The sequence below is a fragment of the Pseudomonas putida genome (genome assembly GCF_022627325.1).
Classification (GTDB): domain Bacteria; phylum Pseudomonadota; class Gammaproteobacteria; order Pseudomonadales; family Pseudomonadaceae; genus Aquipseudomonas; species Aquipseudomonas putida_X.
This window is the reverse complement of sequence record NZ_JAETZZ010000001.1, coordinates 517,225-543,705: the sequence shown is the minus strand read 5'-3', so window position 1 is coordinate 543,705 and position 26,481 is coordinate 517,225. Positions and strand designations below refer to the sequence as shown.

At 62.7% G+C, this 26,481-nt stretch carries 20 protein-coding genes; 6 read left to right on the top strand and 14 right to left on the bottom strand.

All coding sequences use genetic code 11. From position 1 onward, the window contains the following. Positions 1-40 precede the first annotated feature (40 nt). From sthA to JNA92_RS02415, 3 genes are all read right to left on the bottom strand, one after another. Complete coding sequence (sthA, locus tag JNA92_RS02425; protein ID WP_241803175.1) at positions 41-1,435, bottom strand: Si-specific NAD(P)(+) transhydrogenase; 1,395 nt, start codon at positions 1,433-1,435, stop codon at positions 41-43. A gap of 204 nt (positions 1,436-1,639) precedes the next feature. After that, positions 1,640-2,638 carry an FAD:protein FMN transferase gene (locus JNA92_RS02420; protein ID WP_241803174.1) on the bottom strand — a complete coding sequence of 333 codons (999 nt, stop codon included), beginning with the start codon at positions 2,636-2,638 and terminating at the stop codon, positions 1,640-1,642. Between the two features lie 195 nt (positions 2,639-2,833). Further along, complete coding sequence (locus JNA92_RS02415) at positions 2,834-4,297, bottom strand: glyceraldehyde-3-phosphate dehydrogenase (protein WP_241803173.1); 1,464 nt, start codon at positions 4,295-4,297, stop codon at positions 2,834-2,836. 168 nt (positions 4,298-4,465) lie between these two features. Here JNA92_RS02415 and mfd point away from each other — a divergent pair, with 168 nt between their 5' ends. The 3 genes from mfd to JNA92_RS02400 are packed head-to-tail and all read left to right on the top strand — an operon-like array spanning position 4,466 to position 11,825. After that, positions 4,466-7,915: a transcription-repair coupling factor gene (gene mfd, locus JNA92_RS02410; RefSeq protein WP_241803172.1), complete on the top strand. Its 3,450-nt coding sequence runs from the start codon at positions 4,466-4,468 to the stop codon at positions 7,913-7,915. Between the two features lie 9 nt (positions 7,916-7,924). After that, positions 7,925-8,497, top strand: a complete 573-nt coding sequence (locus tag JNA92_RS02405) for a CsiV family protein (protein ID WP_241803171.1) — start codon at positions 7,925-7,927, stop codon at positions 8,495-8,497. 1 nt (position 8,498) lies between these two features. Further along, complete coding sequence (locus JNA92_RS02400) at positions 8,499-11,825, top strand: SNF2-related protein (protein ID WP_241803170.1); 3,327 nt, start codon at positions 8,499-8,501, stop codon at positions 11,823-11,825. 86 nt (positions 11,826-11,911) lie between these two features. Here JNA92_RS02400 and nagZ read toward each other — a convergent pair whose 3' ends face one another. Genes nagZ through JNA92_RS02385 form a run of 3 tightly spaced genes read right to left on the bottom strand, consistent with a single transcriptional unit; the run spans position 11,912 to position 14,205 of the window. Beyond that, on the bottom strand, positions 11,912-12,910 hold the full coding sequence (gene nagZ, locus JNA92_RS02395; protein WP_241803402.1) for a beta-N-acetylhexosaminidase: 999 nt from the start codon (positions 12,908-12,910) through the stop codon (positions 11,912-11,914). A gap of 25 nt (positions 12,911-12,935) precedes the next feature. Next, positions 12,936-13,457, bottom strand: a complete 522-nt coding sequence (locus JNA92_RS02390) for a L,D-transpeptidase (protein ID WP_241803169.1) — start codon at positions 13,455-13,457, stop codon at positions 12,936-12,938. A 40-nt stretch (positions 13,458-13,497) separates the two neighbouring features. Next, positions 13,498-14,205, bottom strand: a complete 708-nt coding sequence (locus JNA92_RS02385; protein ID WP_039601793.1) for a TetR/AcrR family transcriptional regulator — start codon at positions 14,203-14,205, stop codon at positions 13,498-13,500. 221 nt (positions 14,206-14,426) lie between these two features. Between JNA92_RS02385 and lexA the strand changes: the two genes are divergently transcribed. Next, positions 14,427-15,035, top strand: coding sequence for a transcriptional repressor LexA (lexA, locus tag JNA92_RS02380; RefSeq protein WP_012313564.1), 609 nt, complete (start codon positions 14,427-14,429; stop codon positions 15,033-15,035). Positions 15,036-15,048: 13 nt separating this feature from the next. Next, positions 15,049-15,525, top strand: coding sequence for an SOS-induced cell division inhibitor SulA (gene sulA / locus JNA92_RS02375; RefSeq protein ID WP_241803168.1), 477 nt, complete (start codon positions 15,049-15,051; stop codon positions 15,523-15,525). A gap of 38 nt (positions 15,526-15,563) precedes the next feature. Here sulA and JNA92_RS02370 read toward each other — a convergent pair whose 3' ends face one another. From JNA92_RS02370 to JNA92_RS02340, 7 genes are all read right to left on the bottom strand, one after another. Beyond that, positions 15,564-15,797 (bottom strand): hypothetical protein, encoded by a 234-nt coding sequence (locus JNA92_RS02370; protein WP_241803167.1) that lies wholly within the window; start codon positions 15,795-15,797, stop codon positions 15,564-15,566. 50 nt (positions 15,798-15,847) lie between these two features. Then, on the bottom strand, positions 15,848-16,363 hold the full coding sequence (locus JNA92_RS02365; protein ID WP_241803166.1) for a DUF6586 family protein: 516 nt from the start codon (positions 16,361-16,363) through the stop codon (positions 15,848-15,850). A 115-nt stretch (positions 16,364-16,478) separates the two neighbouring features. Beyond that, the gene (gene topA, locus JNA92_RS02360; protein WP_241803165.1) at positions 16,479-19,088 is read right to left on the bottom strand and encodes a type I DNA topoisomerase; all 2,610 of its coding nucleotides are present in this window, start codon (positions 19,086-19,088) and stop codon (positions 16,479-16,481) included. A 100-nt stretch (positions 19,089-19,188) separates the two neighbouring features. Continuing rightward, entirely contained in the window at positions 19,189-19,440 is a 252-nt protein-coding gene (locus tag JNA92_RS02355) for a DUF1653 domain-containing protein (protein ID WP_241803164.1), read from the bottom strand. Between the two features lie 79 nt (positions 19,441-19,519). Next, entirely contained in the window at positions 19,520-20,695 is a 1,176-nt protein-coding gene (fadA, locus tag JNA92_RS02350) for an acetyl-CoA C-acyltransferase FadA (protein ID WP_003248768.1), read from the bottom strand. Between the two features lie 40 nt (positions 20,696-20,735). After that, positions 20,736-22,883 carry a fatty acid oxidation complex subunit alpha FadB gene (fadB, locus tag JNA92_RS02345; protein WP_241803163.1) on the bottom strand — a complete coding sequence of 716 codons (2,148 nt, stop codon included), beginning with the start codon at positions 22,881-22,883 and terminating at the stop codon, positions 20,736-20,738. 489 nt (positions 22,884-23,372) lie between these two features. Beyond that, positions 23,373-23,810, bottom strand: coding sequence for a hypothetical protein (locus tag JNA92_RS02340; RefSeq protein WP_241803162.1), 438 nt, complete (start codon positions 23,808-23,810; stop codon positions 23,373-23,375). A 108-nt stretch (positions 23,811-23,918) separates the two neighbouring features. Between JNA92_RS02340 and JNA92_RS02335 the strand changes: the two genes are divergently transcribed. Continuing rightward, positions 23,919-24,359, top strand: a complete 441-nt coding sequence (locus JNA92_RS02335; protein WP_241803161.1) for a universal stress protein — start codon at positions 23,919-23,921, stop codon at positions 24,357-24,359. A gap of 115 nt (positions 24,360-24,474) precedes the next feature. Here JNA92_RS02335 and JNA92_RS02330 read toward each other — a convergent pair whose 3' ends face one another. Continuing rightward, positions 24,475-26,403: an ATP-binding cassette domain-containing protein gene (locus JNA92_RS02330; protein ID WP_241803160.1), complete on the bottom strand. Its 1,929-nt coding sequence runs from the start codon at positions 26,401-26,403 to the stop codon at positions 24,475-24,477. Positions 26,404-26,481: the final 78 nt, after the last annotated feature.

Below are 26,481 nucleotides of genomic sequence, written 5' to 3'. Positions count from 1 at the left end.
TCGGTCTCCCCGACCGGCTCAGGCCACCGGCCGGAGCCGCTCAAAAAAGCCGGTTCAGGCCGTCATAGGCAGCTACCCGATAGGCTTCGGCCATGGTCGGGTAGTTGAACGTGGTGTTGACGAAGTACTTCAGGTTGTTCAGCTCGCCCGGCTGGTTCATCACCGCCTGGCCGATGTGGACGATTTCCGAAGCCTGGTAGCCGAAGCAGTGCACGCCGAGGATTTCCAGGGTCTCGCGGTGGAACAGGATTTTCAGCATGCCTTGCGGCTCGCCGGCGATCTGTGCACGCGCCATGCTCTTGAAGAAAGCCTTGCCCACTTCGTATGGCACTTTGGCCTGGGTCAGCTCCTGCTCGTTCTTGCCAATCGAGCTGATCTCCGGAATGGTGTAGATGCCCGTCGGCACGTCGTTGACGAAACGCCAGCTGCCGTTGTCGACGATGCTGCCTGCTGCCGAGCGGCCCTGGTCATGGGCGGCACTGGCCAGGCTCGGCCAGCCGATCACGTCACCGGCACCGTAGATGTTCGGCACGCTGGTGCGGTAGGCCTCGTCGACTTCGATCTGGCCACGGCTGTTGACCTTGATGCCGATGTTCTCGAGGCCCAGCTTGTCGGTGTTGCCGGTACGGCCGTTACACCACAGCAAGGCGTCGGCCTTGATCTTCTTGCCAGACTTCAGGTGCAGGATGACACCGTTGTCCAGGCCCTCGACCCGCTCGTAGTCTTCGTTGTGGCGCACGGTGATGTTGTTGTTGCTGAAGTGGTAGCTCAGCGCCTGGGAAATTTCCGAATCCAGGAAGCTCAGCAGCTGGCCGCGGTTGTCGACCAGCTCGACCAGTACCCCCAGGCCGCTGAAGATCGAGGCGTATTCGCAGCCAATCACGCCGGCGCCGTAAACGATCAGTTTGCGCGGGGTGTGGCTGAGGCTCAGGATGGTGTCGCTGTCATAGACACGCGGGTGGTGGAAGTCGATGTCGGCCGGGCGGTACGGACGCGAGCCGGTGGCGATGATGATGTGCTTGGCGTTGAGCTTTTCCACCACGCCATTGGGGCAGACCACTTCGACGGTCTGCTCGTCGGCGAAGCTGCCGGTGCCGAAGAACAGGTCGACGCGGTTACGGGCGTAGTAGCCGGTACGCGAAGCGACCTGCTTGGCGATCACTTTCTCGGCGCTTTTGAGCACGTCCGGGAAAGAGAACCAACGTGGCTCGCCGATGGCACGGAACATCGGGTTGGTGTTGAACTGCATGATCTGCCGCACCGAGTGACGCAGTGCCTTGGACGGGATGGTGCCCAGGTGGGTGCAGTTGCCACCGACCAGGCGACGGCTGTCGACCATCGCCACCTTGCGCCCTGCTTTGGCGGCGTTCATTGCCGCACCTTCTCCGGCCGGGCCGGAACCCAACACCACTACGTCGTAGTTGTAGACAGCCATGCGTACTCCTTCAGAACTGGCCCGCTGGCCATGGTCGCCGCGGGACTCGATCATGCCGCCGGGGCGCCATGAGAAAATTCGGGTGCAGTCTAATCAAGCGTGAACGCCGCGCACATTAACCCTTGGTCGCGTCGTAGGCCAATTTTGCCTGCACTACATGTGCATACACCGATTCCCTGGCAGCTACCTTCCCTGCTTGCGCTTTCACCTGCCTTTGAGCGCCCGCTGGTAAGCGGGCGTAGCTCGGGAGACGAAGCCACCCTCTGCCCGAGTCACCAATACCGCCGCCAGGTCATGAGCGATGGCGAAATCCCAGCCGCGCTCCGGCCCGAGGATCAGCAACAGGGTCGAATAGCCGTCGGCCTGCAGCGCCGAGGCATCGAGCACGGTGACGGCAGCCAGGTCATGAGCGACCGGGCGCCCGAGACGGGCATCGAAGGTGTGCGAATAGCGCCGGCCATTCTGCTCGAAATAGTGCCGATAGTCACCCGAGGTCGATACACCCAGGCCATCGACCGGTATCACCTGGCGGGCGATCTGGCGGTCCTCGCGGGGCAATTCCAGGGCGATGCGCCAGAGGCTGCCGTCTGGCTTGCGGCCCACCGCCTTGAGCTCGCCGGTCACTTCGGCGATGAAGCTGGCGATACCCATGGCACGCAGGCGCGCGGCAATCAGGTCCACGGCGTGGCCAGCAGCGATGCTGTTGAAGTCCAGTTGCACCGGGGCATCCTTGCACAATGCCTGGCCCTCGACGCGCAAGTGCTGGTAGCCCACACGCAGGCGGGCAGTGGCCAATGCCTGCGCTTCTGGCACCTGTTCATGGCGGGCCTGAGGGCCAAAACCCCAGAGGTCGAGCAGCGGTTCGACAGTGAGGTCGAAAGCGCCATCGGTTTGTTCGGCCAGGTGCTGGCCGAAGGCGACCAGCTCGAGCATGTCTGAGGGCAAGGCCAGGCACCGGTTGGCGGGGAGCTGATTGAACTGGCTCACCGCAGAGTCGCCGCGGTAGGTCGAGTAGTGTTGATCTATGTCCTGCAGGATCGTTTCCACCGCCGCCTGTACCTGGACAGGTGCGGGCCCGCCTGCCTCGCGGACGTACTGGATGCTGTAGCTGCTGCCCATGGCAGGGCCGCCGAGGCGCTCCAGGGTCGGGCCTTGGTTACAGGCGGTCAGCAGCATCAGGATGAACAGCAGGGCTATGCGCAAAAGTCGGGTTCTCGGTTGCCTGCACCGGCTTCATGGCCCGTAACAGGCTTACCAATGGATTGGGCGCCAGTGCTCCAGCCGTGGAGCTGGCCGGGGATGAGGCCATTACAGACACAGTAGAGGCCGGTTCGGTTCAGCAGGCCAAAAAAAACGGGAACCCGAAGGTTCCCGTTTTTTCATTGCCTTACAAGCGAATTAGCGTGGAAACGCAGGCGGGTTCACACCAGCCATGTCTTCCATCACGCGAACCACCTGGCAGCTGTAACCGAATTCGTTGTCGTACCAGACGTACAGGACAACGCGGTTATCGTTGGCGATGGTGGCTTCAGCGTCAACCACACCCGCGTGGCGCGAGCCTACGAAGTCGGTGGAAACCACTTCCTGCGAGCTGACGTAATCGATCTGCTTGTGCAGCTCCGAGTGCATGGCGGTCTGGCGCAGGTACTCGTTGATTTCGTCGCGGTTGGTGGCCTTTTCCAGGTTCAGATTCAGGATGGCCATCGACACGTTCGGTGTCGGTACGCGAATGGCGTTGCCGGTCAGCTTGCCCTTGAGCACTGGCAGCGCCTTGGCGGCAGCGGTGGCAGCACCGGTTTCGGTGATGACCATGTTCAGCGGCGCGGCGCGGCCACGACGGCTGCCCTTGTGGAAGTTGTCGATCAGGTTCTGGTCGTTGGTGAACGAGTGAACGGTTTCGACGTGACCATTGACGATGCCGTACTGGTCGTTGATGGCCTTGAGCACCGGCACGATGGCGTTGGTGGTGCACGAAGCTGCCGAGATGATCTTGTCCTCGGCGGTGATGTCACCGTGGTTGATGCCGTGCACGATGTTCTTCAGCGCGCCCTTGCCAGGTGCGGTGAGGATCACGCGGGCAGCGCCCGGGCAGGCCAGGTGCTGACCGAGGCCGTCGGCATCACGCCATACGCCGGTGTTGTCGACGATCAGAGCGTTTTCGATGCCGTACTGGGTGTAATCGACTTCGCTCGGGTTCTTGGCGTAGATGATCTGGATCAGGTTGCCGTTGGCAGTGATGGTGTTGTTGGCTTCGTCGATGGTGATGGTGCCATCGAACGGGCCGTGCACCGAGTCACGGCGCAGCAGGCTGGCGCGCTTGACCAGGTCGTTTTCGGCACCCTTGCGCACAACGATGGCACGCAGGCGCAGGCCGTCGCCACCACCGGTCTTCTCGATCAGGATGCGCGCCAGCAGGCGGCCGATGCGGCCGAAACCGTACAGGACAACGTCGGTACCCTTGCGCGCGGATGCATTCTGCTGGCCCACGACCTCGGCCAGTTCTTCACGCACGAACTGCTCGGCGGTCTTGCCATTGCCTTGCTGTTTGAACTTGTTGGCCAGCTTGCCCAGGTCGACCGAAGCGGCGCCCAGTTTCAGCTCGCTCATGGCTTTGAGCAGGGGGAATGTCTCGTGGACGGACAGTTCGGTTTCGTCGGTCTGACGGTGACGCGCAAAGCGGTGGGCCTTGAGGATCGAGATAACCGAACGGTTGATCAGGCTGCGGCCATAGATCGAGCTCACCACGTTGTTGTTGCGGTAGAGCTGACCGATAAGCGGGATCATCGCTTCAGCCAGAGCTTCACGATCGATCCACTCACCAAGACACTGGTCGGGCTTCTGAGTCACGGGAACCTTCCACATGTAGGGGGAGAAAAAAGGGGCTACATTATGACGCCCCAACGCGTAACCGGCAATGAGCGCCTGTCGTGGCAGCCAAAGCCCGTGCTCATGCCCTTTCCGAGCCTGACAGCACGCACCGGCACCGGTACAATCGGTCTCTTTGCCGCAACGCTTGGAGTGCAATCTCCCGTGTCAGTTCTGCGCCTACCGCAAATGTCGGCCACGGCCGGCAAACAAACCTGGGGCAACCTGCCCGGTGCCGCCCTCAGCCTTGCCATCGCCGAAGCCGCCAGCAGCGCTGGCCGCTTCACCCTGCTGCTGACGGCCGACAGCCAGGCTGCCGACCGTCTGGAGCAGGAGCTGCGCTTCTTCGCCCCCGGCCTTCCGGTACTGCCGTTCCCGGATTGGGAAACCCTGCCCTACGACCTGTTCTCACCGCACCAGGACATCATTTCCCAACGCATCTCCAGCCTCTACCGGTTGCCGGAGCTGAGCCATGGCATCCTCGTGGTGCCGATCACCACGGCCCTGCACCGCCTGGCCCCAACGCGCTTTTTGCTCGGCAGCAGCCTGGTGCTGGACGTCGGCCAGACCATCGACGTAGAGCAGATGCGCTCGCGCCTGGAGGCCACGGGCTATCGCTGCGTCGACACGGTCTACGAGCATGGCGAGTTCGCCGTGCGCGGCGCGCTGATCGACCTGTTCCCGATGGGCAGCAAGCTGCCCTATCGCATCGACCTGTTCGACGACGAGATCGAGACCCTGCGCACCTTCGACCCGGAGACCCAGCGCTCGATCGACAAGGTGGACTCGATCCGCCTGCTGCCAGCACGCGAATTCCCCATGCAGAAAGAGGAAGTGACACGCTTCAAGGCGCGCTTCCGTGAGCGTTTCGATGTCGACTTCCGCCGCAGCGCGATCTTCCAGGACCTGGCCAGCGGCATCATTCCCGCCGGCATCGAGTACTACCTGCCGCTGTTCTTCGAAGAAACCTCGACCCTGTTCGACTACCTGCCAAGCGACACCCAGGTGTTCTCGCTGCCGGGCGTGGAGCAGGCTGCCGAGCACTTCTGGAACGACGTGCGCGGCCGTTACGAAGACCGCCGCGGCGACCTGAGCCGTCCACTGCTGCCGCCTTCTGAGCTGTTCCTGCCGGTGGAGGACTGCTTCGCCCAGCTCAAGCAATGGCCGCGCGTGGTGGTCAGTGCCGAGGATCTCGAGCCTGGCGTCGGCCGCGAGCGCTTCCCCGCTCGCACCCTGCCCAACCTGGCCATCGAAGCCAAAGCCAACCAGCCGCTGGCGGCGTTGTCCGACTTCCTCGACCAGTTCGACGGCCGGGTGCTGTTCACCGCCGAGTCGGCGGGCCGTCGCGAGGTGCTGCTGGAGCTGCTCGAGCGCCTTAAACTGAGGCCGCAGACAGTCGAGAGCTGGGCCGACTTCATCACCGGCAGCCAGCGCCTGGCGATCACCATCGCGCCACTGGATGACGGCCTGCTGCTCGAAGACCCGGCCGTCGCCCTGGTGGCCGAAAGCCCGCTGTTCGGCCAACGCGTGATGCAGCGCCGGCGCCGCGACAAGCGCGGCGAGGCCGCCAATGATGCGGTGATCAAAAACCTGACCGAGCTGCGCGAAGGCGCGCCGGTGGTGCACATCGACCATGGCGTGGGCCGCTACCTGGGCCTGGCCACCCTGGAAATCGACGGCCAGGCCGCGGAGTTCCTGACCCTGGAATACGCCGAGGGCGCCAAGCTCTATGTCCCGGTGGCCAACCTGCACCTGATCGCCCGCTACACCGGCAGCGATGATGCCCTGGCACCGCTGCACCGGCTGGGCTCTGAAGCCTGGCAAAAAGCCAAGCGCAAAGCCGCCGAACAGGTCCGCGACGTGGCCGCCGAGCTGCTCGACATCTACGCCCGCCGCGCCGCTCGCAAGGGCTACGCCTTCGCCGACCCGGCGGCCGACTATGCCACTTTCAGCGCCGGCTTCCCCTTCGAGGAAACCCCCGACCAACAGAACGCCATCGAAGCCGTGCGCGCCGACATGCTTGCCGCCAAGCCAATGGATCGCCTGGTGTGCGGCGACGTCGGCTTCGGCAAGACCGAGGTGGCGATGCGCGCGGCCTTCATCGCCGTGCACAGCGGCCGTCAGGTCGCGGTGCTGGTGCCTACCACCCTGCTTGCCCAGCAGCACTACAACAGCTTCCGCGACCGCTTCGCCGACTGGCCGGTGACGGTCGAGGTGATGAGCCGCTTCAAGTCGGCCAAGGAAGTGGCCAGTGCTGCAGCGGACCTGGCCGAAGGCAAGATCGACATCCTGATCGGCACGCACAAGCTGCTGCAGGACGACGTGCGCTTCAAGGACCTTGGCCTGGTGGTGATCGACGAAGAGCACCGCTTTGGCGTACGCCAGAAGGAGCAGCTCAAGGCCCTGCGCAGCGAGGTGGACATCCTCACCCTGACCGCCACACCGATTCCGCGAACGCTGAACATGGCCGTGGCCGGCATGCGCGACCTGTCCATCATCGCCACGCCGCCGGCAAGGCGCCTGTCGGTGCGCACCTTCGTCATGGAGCAGAACAACAGCACGGTCAAAGAAGCCCTGCTGCGTGAACTGCTGCGCGGCGGCCAGGTGTACTACCTGCACAACGATGTAAAAACCATCGAAAAATGCGCCGCCGACCTTGCCGAACTGGTGCCCGAAGCGCGCATCGGCATCGGCCACGGGCAGATGCGCGAGCGCGAGCTGGAACAGGTGATGAGCGACTTCTATCACAAGCGCTTCAACGTGCTGATCGCCTCGACCATCATCGAGACCGGCATCGACGTGCCCAGCGCCAATACCATCGTCATCGAGCGCGCCGACAAGTTCGGCCTGGCCCAGCTTCACCAGTTGCGTGGCCGGGTCGGCCGCAGCCACCACCAGGCCTATGCCTACCTGCTGACACCGGCGCGCCAGAAAGTGAGCGCCGACGCCGAGAAACGCCTGGAAGCCATTGCCAACACCCAGGACCTGGGCGCCGGTTTCGTGCTGGCCACCAACGACCTGGAAATCCGCGGCGCCGGCGAGCTGCTGGGCGAAGGCCAGAGCGGGCAGATCCAGGCCGTGGGCTTTACCCTTTACATGGAAATGCTCGAACGCGCGGTCAAGGCCATTCGCAAGGGCACTCAGCCGAACCTGGAGCAGCCGCTGGGCGGCGGCCCGGAAATCAACCTGCGCCTGCCGGCACTGATCCCCGAGGACTACCTGCCCGATGTGCACGCGCGGCTGATCCTCTACAAGCGCATCGCCTCGGCGGCTGACGAAGAGGGCCTCAAGGACCTGCAAGTGGAGATGATCGACCGCTTCGGCCTGCTGCCCGAGCCGACCAAGAACCTGATGCGCCTGACCCAGCTCAAGCTGCAGGCGGAAAAGCTCGGCATCAAGAAAGTCGATGCCGGCCCGAACGGCGGCAAACTCGAGTTCGAGGCCGAAACCCCGGTCGACCCGCTGACCCTGATCAAGCTGATCCAGGGCCAGCCCAAACGCTACAAGTTCGAAGGTGCAACCCAGTTCCGCTTCCTGGTACCGATGGAGCGGCCCGACGAACGTTTCAACACTCTGGAGGCGCTGTTCGAGCGCCTGACACCACAGACAGCCTAAGGAAGATCCATGCGTGCCATCCGTTGCCTGACCTTGTTGCTTGCGCTGTTCGCGCCGGCTGCCTTCGCTGAAGGCCTTTATCAGGTGGAAATGATGCTTGTGCGGCAGAACAGCGTGCCGGCCTTCACCAGCCCGTACGCGCCCGAGGACTGGAGCGCCGGCGCCCAGCCCCTGGAAAAGAGCGCCGAACGCCCACTGGCGCTGGAAGATGAAGCCACCCGCCTGCAAGCCACGGCCGACTACACCGTGCTGCTGCACAAGGCCTGGCAGCAGCAGGTCGGCAACGCGCCAAGCCGCATCGCCCTGGCTGATGGCCAGGAGCAGTTCGGCCATTTCCCGATCGAAGGCAACCTGAGCATCACCGAAGGGCGCTTCATCGCCGTGGAGGCCAACTTCTGGGTCAACCAGCTCGACAGCAATGGCAATGTGCTCAAGAGCGAGCAGTTCAAACAGAGCAACAGCACCATCAAGGGTGGCCAGCTGACCTTCCTCGATGGCGGCCACCTGGCGGTGCTGCTGAAGATCACCCCGCCAGGCACTCGGAAGATGCCGGTGATGGACCCGGAGCTGATGGAGCAGTGATGTGAGTGATGGCGACGCACGGCAACTGCTCAGAGACTACCCGGACTGGGTCGATTGCTTCGACGCTGGCGCATTGTCCCGAGGCCGTAAATATGCAGCGCAGGAACGCACGCGCATCCTTTCGGTGAAGGGCCATAGCATCGAGGCAATGTGCAAAGGCTCGGCAGGCCAGGTTTACCATCAGGACATCAAGCTGGCGCTGAGTCGCGGTGAGCTGCGCGTCTTCGGGGGCTGCTCCTGCCCGGTAGGGTCAGATTGCAAGCACTGCGTCGCCGCGTTGCTGCAACTGGAGCTCGAAGGCAGAGCGCTCGACGGAGCCGCCAGTGCAGAACACGCTGCGCTGTCGCTGCCGCCCGACCTGAACCTGTGGGTGCAGGGGCTCGAATCGCCTTCCCAGGCTGCAACCGCCAGCGAGCCTGCACGCAAAGGCCCGGCGATCTACTACCGCATTCACAGGGACCGCGAACATTTTCAGCTCGAGCCAATAAAGGGCACGCCGCAAACCGACGGTACGCTGAAAGTCGGCCGCATCACCTCGATGCCAGAGATGATCTACTACACCCCCCGTTACGTCACCCAGGACGACGCCCGGCTGTTACGCCTGATCGATGCCCGCAGCAAAACGATCACGCCCGTGGCGCAACTGGAAGGCAAGCAAGGTGCGGAGCTTTTCAGCTACGCCCTGGCCACCGGGCGCCTGTTGTATGAAGACGACCCCGCGCCGTTGCATGCCGGACCACAACGGCGTGCCGAGTTCCGCTGGGTCAGATTGGACAACGGCAGCTACAGGGGCGCCTGGCACCATGACCAGCACCTGCCGCTGCAGGTACTGCCCATCGAGCCATTGCACTACATCGACCCACATTCGCATCAGACCGGCGAACTGCAGCATGACCTGGACCCTTTCATCGCTAGCCAGCTCGCTCGCGCGCCGACCGTACCTGAACACCTGGTAGTACCTTTGAGTCATCGATTGAACGCCTTGAACCGGCAGGTCCCCACCCCCACCGCCGTGACCACCGAACAGATCGACAACATTCAGCCCAAGGGCCGGCTGACCCTGGGCAGTCTTGAATTCAGCGCCTACATGCCCAAGACCGGGCGCATGCAGCGCCAGATGCAACACCGCGCCGCCCTCGCGTTCGACTACGATGGGCTGCGCGCCAGTGGCAGCGACGACAAGCCATTGACCCGACTGGTGGATGCCACCAGCCAGCGCATCCGCCGCCAGCGCGCGGCCGAGCAGGCGCTGCGCAAGGTGCTGCGCGAGCTGGGCTTCAAGCCCGCCACCCGCCAGAGCAAAGCGCTGCCGGACAGCGCGGGCGAAATGCTGCAGTTGCCCGACGACGAAGCCTGGCTGCGCTTCGCCCGCGACGGCCTGCCGCGCCTGCGCGAGGCGGGCTGGGAGGTCGACATCCACCGCGACTTCGCCTTCAACCTGCATGAAGTGGATGACTGGTACGCCAGCATCGACGAAGCGCCCGGCCACGAATGGTTCGACCTGGAGCTGGGCATCGTCGTCGAAGGCGAGCGCCACAGCCTGCTGCCGATCGTGCTGCAGCTGCTGCGCAGCAACCCCGAGCTGCTACGGCCCAGCGAGCTGGCCCGACGCAGCGACGACGAGCACCTGCTGATCGACCTCAATCGCGGCCGGCTGGACGCCCCAGCGCTGCGCGTCGCCCTGCCCTACGGGCGAATCAAGTCGGTCATGGGCACCCTCGGTGAACTGTACCTGCACGAGGACAACGTCGGCACCACCTTGCGCCTGGACCGCGCCGACGCGGCACGCCTGAACGACATCGAACATTTGCCCTTGCACTGGGAAGGTGGCGCCCATGTGCGCGACCTGGGCCGGCGCCTGCGCGATGCCCGCGACCTGCAGATCACGCCGCCCGCAGCGCTCAACGCCACCTTGCGCCCGTATCAGCAACAGGGCCTGAACTGGTTGCAGGCCCTGCGCGAAATGGGCACCGGCGGCATCCTTGGCGACGACATGGGCCTGGGCAAGACCTTGCAGGCCCTGGCCCACCTGCTGCTGGAAAAGCAGAACGGGCGTCTCGCCGACCCTGCCCTGGCAGTGATGCCGACCAGCCTGGTGCCCAACTGGCTCGACGAGGCCCAACGCTTCGCGCCTGGCCTGCGCGTCCTGGCCTTGCACGGCCCCGGGCGCAGCAAGCATTTCGCCAAGCTGCACGAATACGACCTGGTACTGACCACCTACGCCCTGGTGCCGCGCGACCTGGAGCACCTGCGCGCGCAGCAGTGGAGCGTGCTGGTGCTGGACGAGGCGCAGAACATCAAGAGCAGCACCAGCAAGGCCGCCCAGGCCGTCTGCGAGCTGCAGGCCAACCAGCGTGTGTGCCTGACCGGCACGCCAATGGAAAACAACCTGGGCGAGCTGTGGTCGATCTTCCACTTCCTCATGCCCGGCTGGCTGGGCGAGCTCAAGCGCTTCAACCAGGATTACCGAACGCCTATCGAACGCCACGGCGACACCGAACGGCTGGCGCATCTGGTCACCCGCATCCGCCCGTTCCTGCTGCGCCGCACCAAGGAGCAGGTAGCGACCGAATTGCCTCCCAAGACCGAAATGGTCCACTGGGTCGAACTCAGCGACGCCCAGCGTGATACCTACGAGGCCGTGCGCGTGGCGATGGACAAGAAAGTGCGCGACGAAATCGCCCGCAATGGCGCGGCACGCAGCCAGATCGTGATCCTCGATGCCCTGCTCAAGCTACGCCAGGTGTGTTGCGATTTGCGCCTGGTCAAAGGGGTCGAGACCAAGGGCAATCAGGCTGACAAGGGCAAGCTCGGCGCGCTGCTGGACATGCTCGAAGAACTGCTCAGCGAAGGCCGCCGGGTGCTGCTGTTCTCTCAGTTCACCTCGATGCTGGCATTGATCGAACAAGAGCTGCACAAGCGCAAGATCCGCTACAGCCTGCTCACCGGCGACACCCGTGACCGGCGCACACCGGTGCAGCAGTTCCAGCAGGGCGACAGCGAAGTGTTCCTGATCAGCCTCAAGGCCGGCGGCGTGGGGCTGAATCTGACCGCTGCCGACACCGTGATTCACTTCGACCCGTGGTGGAACCCGGCCAGCGAGAACCAGGCGACCGACCGCGCCTACCGCATCGGCCAGGACAAGCCGGTGTTCGTGTTCAAGCTGATCACGCGCGGCACGGTTGAAGAGAAGATACAGCACCTGCAGCAGGAAAAAGCAGCCCTGGCGACAAGCTTGCTCGATGGTGCAGAGGCTGGGCAGTGGCGCCTGGGGGATGAAGAAATCGAGGCGCTGTTTGCCCCGCTGCCTGCAAAGCGCGGGCGCTAGCAGCCAGCCCTGGCGGCTGCGCGGACAAGCCCCACAGGACCTTCACTGCTGTGAACAGCAGCGGGATACCTGTGGGGCCGGCACAGTCAATCGACCAATTGTGCCTCGCGCAACGCCGCCAGCGCCTCCAGCCAACGCGGCTGCTGGCGGTAGTCGGTGCGCGCGAAGCCCTGCCCGCGCATACGTGCAATCCGCGGCGACGGCTTGACCTTGAGCCGCTGCGCCGCGCTCAACGCCAGCTCTGCCGCCGCCCGGTCGTTGCACACCAGGCCCATGTCACAACCGGCACTCAGCGCCGCCTCGATCCGGTTAGCCGCATCGCCGACCACATGCGCACCCGCCATCGACAGGTCGTCACTGAAGATCACCCCGTCAAAGCCCAGCTCGCCGCGCAGAATGTCCTGCAACCAACGACGCGAGAACCCGGCCGGCTGATTGTCTACCTGCGGATAGATGACATGCGCCGGCATGACTGCCGCCAGCTGCCCGCTGAGGCGGCTGAACGGCACCAGATCGGCCTGGCGCAGTTGCTCGAGGCTGCGCTCGTCCGTAGGAATGGCCACGTGGGAGTCCGCCTCCGCCCAGCCATGCCCCGGGAAATGCTTGCCACAGGCAGCCATACCCGCTGCATTCATCCCACGGATGAAGGCACCAGCCAGCTGCGTGGCACGTTGCGGGTCGCCCTCGAACGCGCGGCTACCGACCACGGCGCTACGCTGGTGGTCCAGGTCGAGCACGGGGGCGAAGCTCAGGTCCAGGCCAACCGCCAGCACTTCAGTGGCCATCAACCAACCGCACTGCTCGGCGAGGTATTCGGCGTTGGCGTTATCGGCGATCGCGCGCATGGCTGGCAGGCGCACGAAGCCCTTACGCAAACGCTGCACACGGCCGCCCTCCTGGTCGACGGCCAGAATCAGATCGGGGCGAATGGCGCGGATGGACGCGCACAGTTCACGCACCTGGCGCGGGCTGTCGATGTTGCGGGCAAAGATGATCAGGCCAGCCACTTCCGGCTGGCGCAGGAGTTGGCGGTCTTCGGCGGTCAGCCATTTACCGGCGATATCCACCATCAGGGAGCCTTGCAGGCTGACGGTCATAGGCAATCCTTCATTACAGACTTAAAGAAGCCCACTGGGGGCATGCGGCCTCATCGATACGCACCGGGCAATGCACCGGTACGCGTTCGAACAGGCCAAGCAGATCGGTGTTGCGCAGCCGAATGCAGCCATGGGACAGCGGTATGCCCAAGGGTTCCGTGTCGGGCGTGCCATGCAGATAGATAGAGCGGCGGAACGTGTCCACCGCGCCCAGACGATTGACGCCGACCTCGCAACCGCTGAGCCAGAGAATGCGGGTAAGGACCCAGTCACGCCCGGGGTACTGTGCGTGCAACGCCGGCGACCAGACCTCACCGGTCCAGCGCCGCTCGCGCAGCACGGCATTGAGCGGCAAGCCCGCCCCGATCCTCGCGCGCACCTGGTGCAGGCCGCGCGGCGTGCAGCCCGAGCCATTACCCTCACCGGCCCCATTGCGTGCGGTCGACACTGCCAGGCGCAGGCACAACTGCCCCTTGGCGAAGCCATACAGGCGCTGGTCAGCGAGGGAGATGTGCAGCAGATCGAGGTCAGGCATGGGCGCTAGCTTAGCCCAAGCGCCCTGCCCCGCCCAGCCTTCAGGCCTTGGCGGTGGTGCTGCCGGTTTTGCTGCGCGGGCGCAGCTGCGCTGTGGCCATCGCCTCGTCGGTGACACCGCTGTCGGCGCGCATGCCCGCGGCCAGGAACGGTACCATCAGGCGCATGACCTGCTCTATGGAGGTGTTGATACCAAAGTCGGTTTCGGCAATGGCGCGCAATGCCTTGATGCCGGACATGCTGAACGCCGCAGCACCGAGCATGAAGTGCACCCGCCAGAACAGCTCGAGCGGCGGAATGCGCGGCGCGGCTTCATTGACCAGCAACATGTAGCGGCGGAACACCTTGCCATACATGTCTTCCAGGTAGCGCCGCAGGTGCCCCTGGCTCTGGCTGAACGCAAGGCCCAGCAGGCGCATGAAGATCGACAGGTCGTTGTTGCTGCGCGGCTGCACCACCAGCGCCTGCTCCACGAGCATTTCCAGCAGTTCCTCGAGGCTGGGCTTTTGCTCAGGCTTGCCTTGACGACGCTCCAGTTCACGCTCGAGGCTGGCGCAGAAAGGCCCGAGGAAACGGGAGAAGACCGCCTGGATCAGCGCCTTCTTGGAACCGAAATGGTAATTGACCGCCGCCAGGTTGACCCCGGCCTTGCTGGTAATCAGCCGCAACGAGGTTTCTGCGAACCCCCTTTCCGCGAACAGCTGCTCGGCAGCATCGAGAATGCGTTCAACGGTTTCCGATTGGGCCATGACTACTCCGCCAGACAGACAAACAGGTGTTTGAAACATACGTTTCAGGCCTGCTGATGTCAAGGCTAGGTGACTGTGCGGTCGCCATTAGAAAGCGCCGGGCTGCAAGCTGCAAGCGCTATGAGGGATGACGCGCGGCTTTTTCTTGTCGCATTGCGCTTGCAGCGCATCCAGTACTGTATATAATCCCAGTCACTGTATAAAAAGACAGAGCGCCCGCCATGTTGAAACTGACGCCCCGCCAAGCCGAAATCCTGGCCTTCATCAAACGTTGCCTTGAAGACAACGGCTTCCCGCCGACGCGCGCAGAGATCGCTCAGGAGCTGGGCTTCAAGTCGCCCAATGCCGCCGAGGAGCACCTCAAGGCCCTCGCGCGCAAAGGCGCGATCGAGATGACCCCAGGCGCATCCCGCGGCATCCGCATCCCCGGCTTTGAGGCCAAGGCCGAAGAAAACGGCCTACCGATCATCGGCCGGGTCGCAGCCGGTGCACCTATCCTTGCCGAGCAGCACATCGAACAATCTTGCAACATCAATCCATCCTTCTTCCACCCGCGCGCCGACTACCTGCTGCGCGTACACGGCATGAGCATGAAGGACGTCGGCATCTTCGACGGCGACCTGCTGGCTGTGCACACCTGCCGTGAGGCCCGTAACGGGCAGATCGTCGTCGCCCGCATCGGCGATGAAGTGACCGTCAAGCGCTTCAAACGCGAAGGCAGCAAGGTCTGGCTGATCGCCGAAAACCCCGATTTCGCCCCTATCGAAGTCGACCTGAAAGAGCAGGAAATGGTGATCGAAGGCTTGAGTGTCGGCGTTATTCGCCGCTGAACCAGGAGGCGTCATGCAACAGTTCGTCCAAGCACAACAACAGGTACAGCTTCCACTGTTCGAAGCCTTCCTCGCCCAACCGGTCCTGCCAGGCCTGAAGGCCAGCGAACAGGCGCGCAAGAACAGCGAACCGGGCCTGTTCAGTGAACTGTCCCTGCGTGGCGCCCCCGACCATTGCCACACCTTGCTGGCACCGGTGCTCCGCGAACTGAGCGAAGAGCAGGAGGCCCGCTGGCTGACGCTTATTGCACCACCGGGCAGCCTGACCCAGGCCTGGTTGCGCGATGCCGGGCTCAACCGCGAGCGCATCCTGCTGCTGCAGCCGCGCGGCAATCAGAGCCCACTGCAATTGGCCTGTGACGCCCTGCGCCTTGGCCGCAGCCATACCGTGGTCAGCTGGCTTGGCAGCGTCAATGCCACTGCGCGGCAGCAGCTGGTGCGTGCAGCCAATGCCGGAAACGCACAAAGCCTGAACATCCGCCTCGGCTGATGTTCAGGCTTTGCCTGTGACCCGAAACAACCTGGGTATCAGTGAAGTACGCGCGGCCCTTCGTCACGGTCGAGTTCGCCATCCACGAGGCGCCCCGCCATCTGCACGCCCACACTCAGCATGGCCTTGGCAACTTCAACGTGTTGCCCCTGCAGGAATACCTTGGCGTCTTCCGAGAAATCCAGGGTTACCAGGGAGCCTTCATCCTCGGCACGACGCAGTTCGATTCGGCCATCAGGCAACTCGACAATTTCCAGAAAAGACGTAGACATAAAGGGCTGTTCTCCGCGAAAGGCGGGCATTGTACCAGCCAGGGCGAAGATCAGCACTCACTCAACGCGTCACGGAATCGTCTCACCAAGCCTTTCAGGTTGTTGCGCCAGCTTTCCAGATCGTCACGCGACAGCGCAGCCGGCTCGGGTTCGTCGAGGTTGACGGCCAGAATGAGTGGCTGGGTGACATCGGTTTTTGCGGTTTTTTTCGCGACCGGTGGTCGGAACAAATCGGCATAAGCGCTGAGCAGTTGCGCCAGCCAGGTCTCCCGCTGCCTGGACAGCTCCAGCAACTCAGCCACCTCGGGGATGGCGATGTCATTCAGGGCATCATCGGCAAGCAGTTGCTCGACGCTGGACGCCGCTGGCAGGCGGTAGAAGCCACCAATCTCGTGACACAAGCCCAATAACGCACCATACAGGTGGAATAGAGCAGCCTCACGCTCGGCCTGCACAAGGCCTTGTGCATTCATGGCCTGGCTGTCGGCGGCCTTGGCCATGGACTCGAGGGCGAGGCCGGCGAAGAAAAGCTTTTGGTTGGTGCGGGTGTAGAGTTCCTGGGCCATCTCGAGTGACCTCCCTAAGGCTGCAAGGCGAATACCTGCAGTTTCAGGGATCGAGATGTACTTGTCACCCATGAAATGGGGCCGCTAAGCGGCCCCAATCTCGTCGCTGAAACAATCAGCGCTTGTCTTCGACCTTCCAGGCATTGCCGTCGTAGAACGCCTTCCAGCCGGTAGGCTTGCCATCGACCTCGGACTGCACGTATTGCTCCTTGGTCTTGCGGCTGTAGCGGATCACTGCCGGGCGACCTTCCGGATCTTTCTGCGGCGCATCGCACAGGAAGTGGTACTTGGGGTCAATCTCGTGCTTGTGCGGCACGATCTCCATGACCAGCGGTGCACGGGTCTCGCGATTCTTGGGGAACTGGCTGGCGGCCAGGAACAACCCAGAAGCACCATCACGCAGCACATAGGTGTCGTCGACCTTCTCGCACTTGAGCTCTGGCATGTCCACCTTGTCCATCTTGGGTGGAGCCGCCTCGCCGCTCTTGAGCAGCTTGCGGGTGTTCTTGCACGCCGGGTTGGTGCAACCGAAGAACTTGCCGAAGCGGCCGGTCTTGAGCTGCATCTCGCTGCCGCACTTGTCACACTCCAGGCTCGGCCCTTCGTAACCCTTGATGCGGTAACTGCCCTCTTCGATCTCGTAGCCGACGCAATCAGGGTTGTTACCGCAGATATGCAGCTTGTGCTTCTCGTCGAGCAGGTAAGCATCCATGGCCGTGGAGCAGATCGGGCAGCGGTGCTTGCCCAACAGCACGCGCGACTCCGACTCACCTTCGTCATCCGCAGCGATTTCATCGCCCGGCACCAGGTTGACGGTGGCCTTGCAGCGCTCTTTGGGCGGCAGGCTGTAACCCGAGCAACCCAGGAACACGCCGGTGGAGGCAGTGCGGATCATCATCGGACGCCCACATTCCTTGCACGGAATGTTGGTCATGGTCGGCTGGTTGGCACGCATGCCGTGCTCGGCGGACTCGGCCGTCAGCAGCTTCTTGCTGAAGTCGCCGTAGAACTCGTCCAGCACGTTTTTCCAGTCGCGCTCGCCCTGGGCCACGTCATCGAGGTTCTCCTCCATGTCCGCGGTGAAGCCGTAGTCCATCAGGTTGGCGAAGCTTTCCGACAGGCGCTCGGTAACGATGTCGCCCATCTTCTCGGAGTAGAAGCGGCGGTTGTGCAGCGTGACGTAGCCGCGGTCCTGGATGGTGGAAATGATGGCCGCATACGTCGAAGGGCGACCGATGCCGCGCTTTTCCATTTCCTTGACCAGGCTGGCTTCGGTGAAGCGCGCAGGTGGCTTGGTGAAGTGCTGGCTGGGGTCGATCTGGATCAGCTTGAGCGCCTCACCCTGGACCATTTCCGGCAACACGTCATCTTCGCCCGGCTTGCTCTGCTGCGGCAACACACGGGTGTAACCGTCGAACTTGAGGATGCGGCCTTTGGCACGCAACTCGAAATCACCGGCAGCCACGGTCACGCTGGTGGACAGGTACTGGGCAGGCGGCATCTGGCAGGCGAGGAATTGGCGCCAGATCAGTTCGTAGAGGCGCTCGGCGTCACGTTCCATGCCGCTGAGCTTGGTTGGGTGCGTGTTGACGTCGGAAGGACGAATCGCTTCGTGGGCCTCCTGAGCGCCTTCCTTGCTGCCGTACACCAGCGGTGCCTCGGGCAGGTACTGCTTGCCGAACTCGCGCTCGATGTAACTGCGCGCCATGTCCAGCGCGTCGACCGACAGGTTGGTCGAGTCGGTACGCATGTAGGTGATGTAGCCCGCTTCGTAAAGGCGCTGAGCCATCATCATGGTCTTCTTCACACCGAAGCCCAGGCGGTTGCTCGCAGCCTGTTGCAGGGTGGAGGTGATGAACGGTGCCGACGGCTTGCTGCTGGTCGGGCGGTCTTCACGCTTGACCACGCTGTAGCTGGACGCCTTGAGCTTGCTCAGCGCAGCCATGGCCTGGGCTTCGTTCAGCGGCTTGAATGCCTCGCCCTTCTCGCGGGTCACCTCGAAACGCACCTTGGCTTGCTTGGCGGTGCCAAGGTCGGCGTGCACTTCCCAGTATTCTTCCGGAATGAAGGCGCGGATCTCGCGCTCACGCTCGACCACCAGCTTCACGGCCACCGACTGGACACGCCCGGCCGAGAGGCCACGGGCGATCTTGGCCCACAGCAGCGGCGAGACCATGTAGCCCACCACGCGGTCCAGGAAGCGGCGCGCCTGCTGGGCATTGACGCGATCGATATCGAGCTCGCCAGGCTGCGAGAACGCATCCTGGATGGCCTTTTTGGTGATTTCGTTGAACACCACGCGCTTGTAGCGGGTGTCGTCTCCACCGATGGCCTCGCGCAGGTGCCAGGCGATGGCCTCCCCTTCGCGGTCCAAGTCGGTTGCGAGATAGATGGTGTCAGCATCCTTGGCCAGCCGGCGCAACTCGTCGATCACCTTTTCCTTGCCAGGCAGGATCTCGTACTTGGCCTTCCAGCCGTGCTCGGGGTCGACGCCCATGCGCGCCACCAACTGGCGACGGGCCTTTTCTTTGGGCGACAGGGCCGGAGCCTCACCCGCAGCCTTACCACGCTTGGCGGCCGGCTCTTTGCTGGCGCTGGCCGAACCGCTGGTGGGGAGGTCACGGATGTGGCCGATACTCGACTTCACCACGTACTGGTTGCCCAGGTACTTGTTGATGGTCTTGGCCTTGGCCGGGGATTCCACAATGACCAGCGATTTGCCCATGGATCGGAGTATTCCTGAATCTGAAGATGAAGAACGCGTCAGGTGCCGGACGCGGCACCGCTATATATAGTGGCAATAGAGTGAGGTCAAGCGCGGTCGTTCACTCGCGCGCCTTGCCAAGCAGCTCAGGCAACCCTTCTTCGGCCTTGACCAAAGCAAAGCGTGGCACCTGCTCGCCGTCAACCTCGACTGACTCCTGGAACATCGAAAGTGGTCGTACCCAGAAGCTGTAGTCACCATACAGGCATTGGTAGAAAACCATCCACTCTTCGCTTTCGGAGTGCCGTGCGACACTGAAGACACGGTACTCAGGCCCTTTGTAATGCCGGTATACGCCTGGTTGTATCTGCATGTCGCCTTCCCTCTTGAAACAAATTCTGTAAAAAACAAAAGCCGGGGCACAAGGCCCCGGCTGCTGTCCCGCTACGCGATCAGACGCGTTCGAAGACAGTGGTGATGCCCTGACCGAGGCCGACGCACATGGTGGCCACGCCCAACGTACCGCCATTTTGCTTCATGACGTTGAGCAGGGTGCCGGAAATGCGTGCCCCGGAGCAACCGAACGGGTGACCCAAGGCAATTGCGCCGCCGTGCAGGTTAACCTTCTCATCCATCTTGTCGAGCACTTTCAGATCTTTGAGCACGGGCAGGGCCTGTGCAGCAAAGGCTTCATTGAGCTCGATGAAGTCGATATCGGCCATGGTCAGCCCAGCGCGCTTGAGGGCTTTCTGGGTCGACGGCACAGGGCCGTAGCCCATGATCGCCGGGTCAACGCCAGCGACTGCCATGGAGCGGATCACCGCCAATGGCTGGATACCGAGGTCCATCGCGCGCTGGCCGGACATGACGATCATGCACGAAGCGCCATCGGTGATCTGCGACGAAGTACCGGCTGTGACCGTACCACCTTTGGGGTTGAACGCAGGCTTGAGCGATGCCAGGCCTTCAAGGGTGGTTTCCGGGCGAATGGTCTCGTCGAAGTCGAAGACTTTCAGGAAACCGTTCTCGTCATAGCCCTGCATCGGGATGATCTCGTCCTTGAACTTGCCTTCCACAGTCGCTTTGTGGGCGAGCTGGTGCGAACGCAGGCCGAACAGGTCCTGCTGTTCACGGGTGATGCCGTGCATCTTGCCGAGCATCTCGGCAGTCAGGCCCATCATCCCGGAAGCCTTGGCAGCGTGCAAGGACAGGTGCGGGTTGGGGTCCACGCCATGCATCATGCTGACGTGCCCCATGTGCTCGACACCACCGACCACGAACACGTCGCCGTTGCCGGTCATGATCGCCTGGGCGGCGGTGTGCAGCGCGCTCATCGACGAGCCGCACAGGCGGCTGACGGTCTGGGCGGCCGAGGTGTGCGGGATCTGGGTCATCAACGACGCCATGCGGGCGATGTTCCAGCCCTGTTCCAGGGTCTGGTTGACGCAACCCCAGATCACGTCCTCGACTTCTTTCGGGTCGACCTTGCCATTGCGCTCCAGCAGCTTGCTGATCAGGTGCGCAGACATGTCTTCAGCACGGGTGTTGCGGTGCATGCCACCCTTGGAGCGGCCCATCGGGGTGCGACCGAAGTCGACAATCACCACGTCTCTTGGATTGAGGCTCATATCAATAATCTCGCTCTACTCTCTCAAAGGCGTTGGCTGCTCAGCTGAAGAAGCGCTGGCCGTTCTTGGCCATTTCGCGCAGCTTCGCGGTCGGGTGGTACAGCGGCCCCAGATCGGCGTACTGGTCGGCCAGGGCAACGAATTCGGCCACACCGATCGAATCGATGTAACGCAGCGCACCACCACGGAACGGAGGGAAACCAATGCCGTATACCAGGCCCATGTCCGCTTCGGCAGCGGTTTCGACGATGCCGTCTTCCAGGCAGCGCACGGTCTCCAGGCACAGCGGGACCATCATCCAGTTGATGATGTCTTCGTCAGTGACTTCACGCTGCTCGAAGACGATCGGCTTGAGCACATCGAGCACGGTGGCGTCGAACACCTTCTTCGGCTTTCCACGCTTGTCGGTTTCGTAGGCATAGAAACCCTTGCCGTTCTTCTGGCCCAGACGATTGGCCTCATACAGGGCGTCGACAGCCGAGCGGCGCTCGTCCTTCATGCGGTCCGGGAAGCCTTCGGCCATCACATCGCGGCCGTGGTGGCCGGTGTCGATGCCGACCACGTCCATCAGGTAGGCCGGGCCCATCGGCCAGCCGAACTTCTCCATGACCTTGTCGATGCGCACGAAGTCGACACCGGCGCTGACCAGCTTGGCAAAGCCACCGAAGTACGGGAACAGCACGCGGTTGACCAAAAAGCCCGGGCAATCGTTGACCACGATCGGGTTCTTGCCCATCTTCTTGGCGTAGGCCACGGTGGTGGCAACCGCCACTTCACTGGACTTTTCGCCACGGATGACTTCGACCAGCGGCATCATGTGCACCGGGTTGAAGAAGTGCATGCCGACGAAGTTCTCGGGGCGCTTGAGCGCCTTGGCCAGCAGGTTGATGGAGATGGTCGAGGTGTTGGACGCAAGGATCGCATCCTCTTTCACCTGGCCTTCCACTTCAGCGAGCACTGCCTGCTTGACCTTGGGGTTCTCGACCACGGCCTCGACGACGATGTCGACGTTGGCGAAATCACCGTAGGACAGTGTCGGGCGAATGGCGTTGAGTGCCTCGGCCATTTTCGCCGGGGTCAGGCGGCCTTTTTCGACGCGGTTGCCGAGCAGCTTGGACGCCTCGTTGAGGCCCAGCTGGATGGCTTCCTCGCGGATGTCCTTCATCAGGATCGGGGTACCCTTGACCGCCGACTGGTAAGCAATGCCGCCACCCATGATGCCAGCGCCGAGCACGGCAGCCTGTTTGACATCGTGAGCGATTTCGTCGTGAGCCTTGGCTTTGCGCTTGAGTTCCTGATCGTTCAGGAACAGGCCGACCAGGCTTTGGGCAACCGAAGTCTTGGCCAGCTTGGCAAAGCCTGCTGCCTCGACCTCCAGCGCCTTGTCGCGACCGAAGTTGGCAGCCTTCTGGATCGACTTGATGGCTTCGACGGGCGCTGGGTAGTTCGGGCCGGCTTGGCCAGCCACGAAGCCCTTGGCAGTCTCGAAGGCCATCATCTGCTCGATGGCATTGAGCTTGAGCTTTTCCAGCTTGGGCTGGCGCTTGGCCTTGTAATCCAACTCACCACTGATAGCGCGCTTGACCAGGTCCAGGGCACCCGCCTGCAGCAGCTCAGGGGCAACCACAGCATCGACGGCACCGACCTTCAGGGCGTCTTCAGCACGGTTTTCCTTACCGGCGGCAATCCACTCGATGGCATTGTCCGAACCGATCAGGCGCGGCAGGCGCACGGTACCGCCGAAGCCTGGGTAGATGCCCAGCTTGACTTCCGGCAGGCCGATCTTCGCGGAGGTGGACATGATCCGATAGTCGGCCGCCAGGCACATTTCCAGGCCACCGCCCAGGGCGATGCCGTTGATGGCGGCAACGGTCGGCACTTCGAGGTCTTCGAACGCGTTGAAGATGCGGTTGGCTTCCAGATTGCCGGCAACCAGTTCGGCCTCGGGCAGCTTGAAGTTATCGACGAACTCGGTGATGTCGGCGCCGACGATGAACACGTCCTTGCCGCTGGTGACGATCACGCCCTTCACCGAGGCGTCGGCCTTTATGGCTTCGACGGCTTGGCGCAGCTCGTCCAGGGTCAGGCGATTGAACTTGTTGACGGACTCACCCTTGAGGTCGAACTTCAGTTCGACGATGCCGCTTTCAAGAGCCTTAACCGTGATGGCTTTACCTTCGTAAATCATCAACTGATCTCCACGATATGGAAGCTGAACTGTACACGCCGATCGCTGGTGGAAAAGCAGCGCTTCGCTGCTTCTGCCCAGGCACACCCGTCAGCGCGCTAGTCGGGATTCTGGATGAGCGATGTGACATACAAACGCTCAATTCATACGCCCGTTTGATTTGGGTATGCACACATTCTCCGAAAAGGTCGGCGTTGTCAAATGCTTACAGGCACCGTGAAAATGCGACTTTCCGGTCATTTTGTAGGGTGTGGGTGTAAATCATGGTGACAGTGATCACTGATCATTCATGTCAGCGATTGACCACAAAAAGGAGGCCATTGCTTTTTTTTTGGCTACACAGCGCCGCAGGATGGCTACACTGCCACTTGCTTGAAGAAATTCCCGGCCTGCCTGGCCTTTTCTGCGCAGCAGAAACGACAAAGCGGCAACCTGGCATTCACCCCTTGCGGGCGGGTGCCAGGTTGCCGCTTTGTCGTTCAAGGGAGGTCAGGCGAGGGTTTCAAACGCGTAGGCAATATCCTGCAACACAGATTTGTCACCTCGCTCGCTCCAGTAAAGCGCGAGCATGCGCTTGTCGGCCTCGACCTTGTAGACGGTGCCCGGCAGCCGCGAGAAAACATCATTCAGGCGCGTTACCTCACACACTTCACGCCACTGGTTGCACCACACACCCGGGCTGACTTGCCAGTAGCACCAGCTGTCTTCATGCCCACGCCTGCGCGCCCGATGGTACTGCGGGCAAGGGCTGGGCGGCTCTTTTTCCAGCCAGTGCGGCCACTGCTGCGGCGCCAGTTGCATGGCCAGCCCCATGCGCCGCGCCTCCAGGCGCAGGCTCATCTGCTCACCTTGCTTGCGCGACTGACGCAGCCAGGCGAAAGGGCTGAGAATCAGCGCAAGGATTGACACCACCAGCAATACCGTCATATCTGTAGATCCCATAAAGCGTTGCAAATGAGCGGGTTACTCAGTTTCACGCAACACCCGCCCGAAGCGACCATACTTCTACTATCGCGATTGTCAGGAGTACAGCTCATGCCTTACCAACATCTTCTGGTCGCCGTCGACCTCACCGAAGAGTGCGACCCGGTGATCAAGCGTGCCATGAAGCTCGCCGACCCCACACACGCCAAGGTCTCGCTGGTCCATATCGTCGAACCCATGGCCATGGCCTTTGGCGGTGACGTGCCAATGGACCTGTCGCAGTTGCAGCAGCAACAGTTCGATCAGGCCAAGGAGCGTATGGACCGCCTGTTCAACAAGTACCCCGAGATCAATCGCGGTGATTCTCACCTGACCTATGGCCAACCGCGCCAGGAGATCCACCAGCTCGCCAAGGAGCAGAACTGCGACCTGATCGTGGTGGGCAGCCACGGCCGCCATGGCCTGGCGTTGTTGCTGGGCTCAACGGCCAACGACGTACTGCATGGGGCGCCGTGCGATGTACTGGCGGTGCGGTTGCAGAAGAAGGAATGACCCAGCCTGGCTGGCCTCATCGCCGGCAAGCCGGCCCCCACAGGATCTCCACCGTTCGCAAGAACAGTGGCTACCCTGTGGGGGCCGGCTTGCCGGCGATGAGGCCGGGACTGGCTTAACCTTCCAGCTCGGCCCAGCGCTCTACCAAGGCATCCAGTTCGCCCTGCATCTGCTCCAGCTTGGCCAGCACCGCTGAGGTTTCCTCGATCGGCCGCTGATAGAAGCCTGGGGCGTTGACTTCCTCCTGGGCCACCGCCATTCGCTGCTCGATCGCATCAATTTGCCCAGGCAGCATCTCCAGTTCCCGCTGCAGCTTGTAGCTGAGCTTCTTCTTCGAAGCATCCGCTGCCACCGGGGCTGGCGCCGGCGCCACCTGCTCGTCCTGTTTCTGGACCACGGCACTGTTGAGCTCGGACTTGCCACCCTTGCTCTCGGTCACGCCCAACAGCTTTGGCGAACCGCCCTGGCGGATCCAGTCCTCGTAGCCACCCACATATTCACGCACCTTGCCCTCGCCTTCGAACACCAGCGTGCTGGTGACGACGTTGTCGAGGAAGGCCCGGTCGTGGCTGACCATCAGCACGGTGCCCTTGTAATTGCACAGCACCTCTTCAAGAAGCTCGAGGGTTTCCACATCCAGGTCGTTGGTCGGTTCGTCCAGTACCAGCAGGTTGGCCGGCTTGCTGAACAGTTTGGCCAGCAGCAGACGCGCCCGCTCACCGCCCGACAGCGCCTTGACCGGTGTGCGAGCACGCTGGGGGCTGAACAGGAAATCGCCCAGGTAGCTGAGCACATGCCGGTTCTGGCCGTCGATTTCAATGAAATCGCGGCCCTCGGCCAGGTTATCGATCACGGTTTTTTCCAGATCGAGCTGGTGGCGCATCTGATCGAAGTAGGCGACTTCCAGTTTGGTGCCGCGCTCGACCTTGCCCGACGTAGGCTCCAGGCCACCGAGCATCAGCTTGAGCAGCGTGGTCTTGCCGGTACCGTTGGCGCCCAACAGGCCAATGCGGTCCTGACGCTGCAGGACCATGGAGAAGTCCTTGACCAGCAGTGGCCCCCCAGCGTGGTGGAAGCTGACATTCTCCAGCACCATCACCTGCTTGCCGGATTTCTCTGCGGCCTCGATCTGGATGTTCGCCTTACCCTGACGGTCACGCCGCTCGCTACGCTCGACACGCAACGCCTTGAGTGCGCGCACCCGGCCTTCGTTGCGGGTACGGCGGGCCTTGATGCCCTGGCGGATCCACACCTCTTCCTGGGCAAGACGCTTGTCAAACAGTGCGTTGGCGGTCTCTTCGGCGGCCAGCGCAGCTTCCTTGTGCACCAGGAAGCTGGCGTAGTCACCGTTCCAGTCGATCAGCCCACCACGGTCCAGTTCGAGGATGCGGGTTGCCAGGTTCTGCAGGAATGAACGGTCGTGAGTAATGAACAGCACCGCCCCGTTAAAACCACGCAGGGCCTCTTCGAGCCAGGCGATGGCGCCGATGTCCAGGTGGTTGGTCGGCTCGTCGAGCAGCAGCAGGTCGGGTTCGGACACCAGCGCCTGCGCCAGCAGCACGCGTCGACGCCAGCCACCGGACAGCTCGGCCAGGGTTTTGTCGGCAGGCAGCTGCAGGCGGCTCAGGGTGCTTTCCACCACCTGCTGCAGGCGCCAGCCGTCACGGGCTTCGAGCTCGTGCTGAACATGCATGAGTTTTTCCAGGTCATCATCGCCCTGGATGTTCTGGCTGAGGTGGTGGAATTGGGCAAGCAGTTCACCAACGCCGTCCAGGCCAGCGGCCACCACGTCGAAAACAGTCCGCTCGTCAGCCACTGGCAGTTCTTGCGGCAGCTCGCCGATCTTCAGGCCAGGGGCGCGCCAGATTTCACCGTCGTCGCCCTTCTGCTCGCCCTTGACCAGGCGCAGCATGCTCGACTTGCCGGTGCCGTTGCGGCCGATGATGCACACCCGCTCGCCACGGGCGATCTGCCAGGACACTTTGTCCAGCAGCGGCATCGCGCCGAATGCGAGGGACACATCGCTGAATTTGAGCAGGGTCATGTTCGTCTCCAGAAAGCGGGCGCGCATTCTACCTGAGTTGGCCCGTTCCAGCATTAAGTTGCCCGCGCTGCCAGGGCA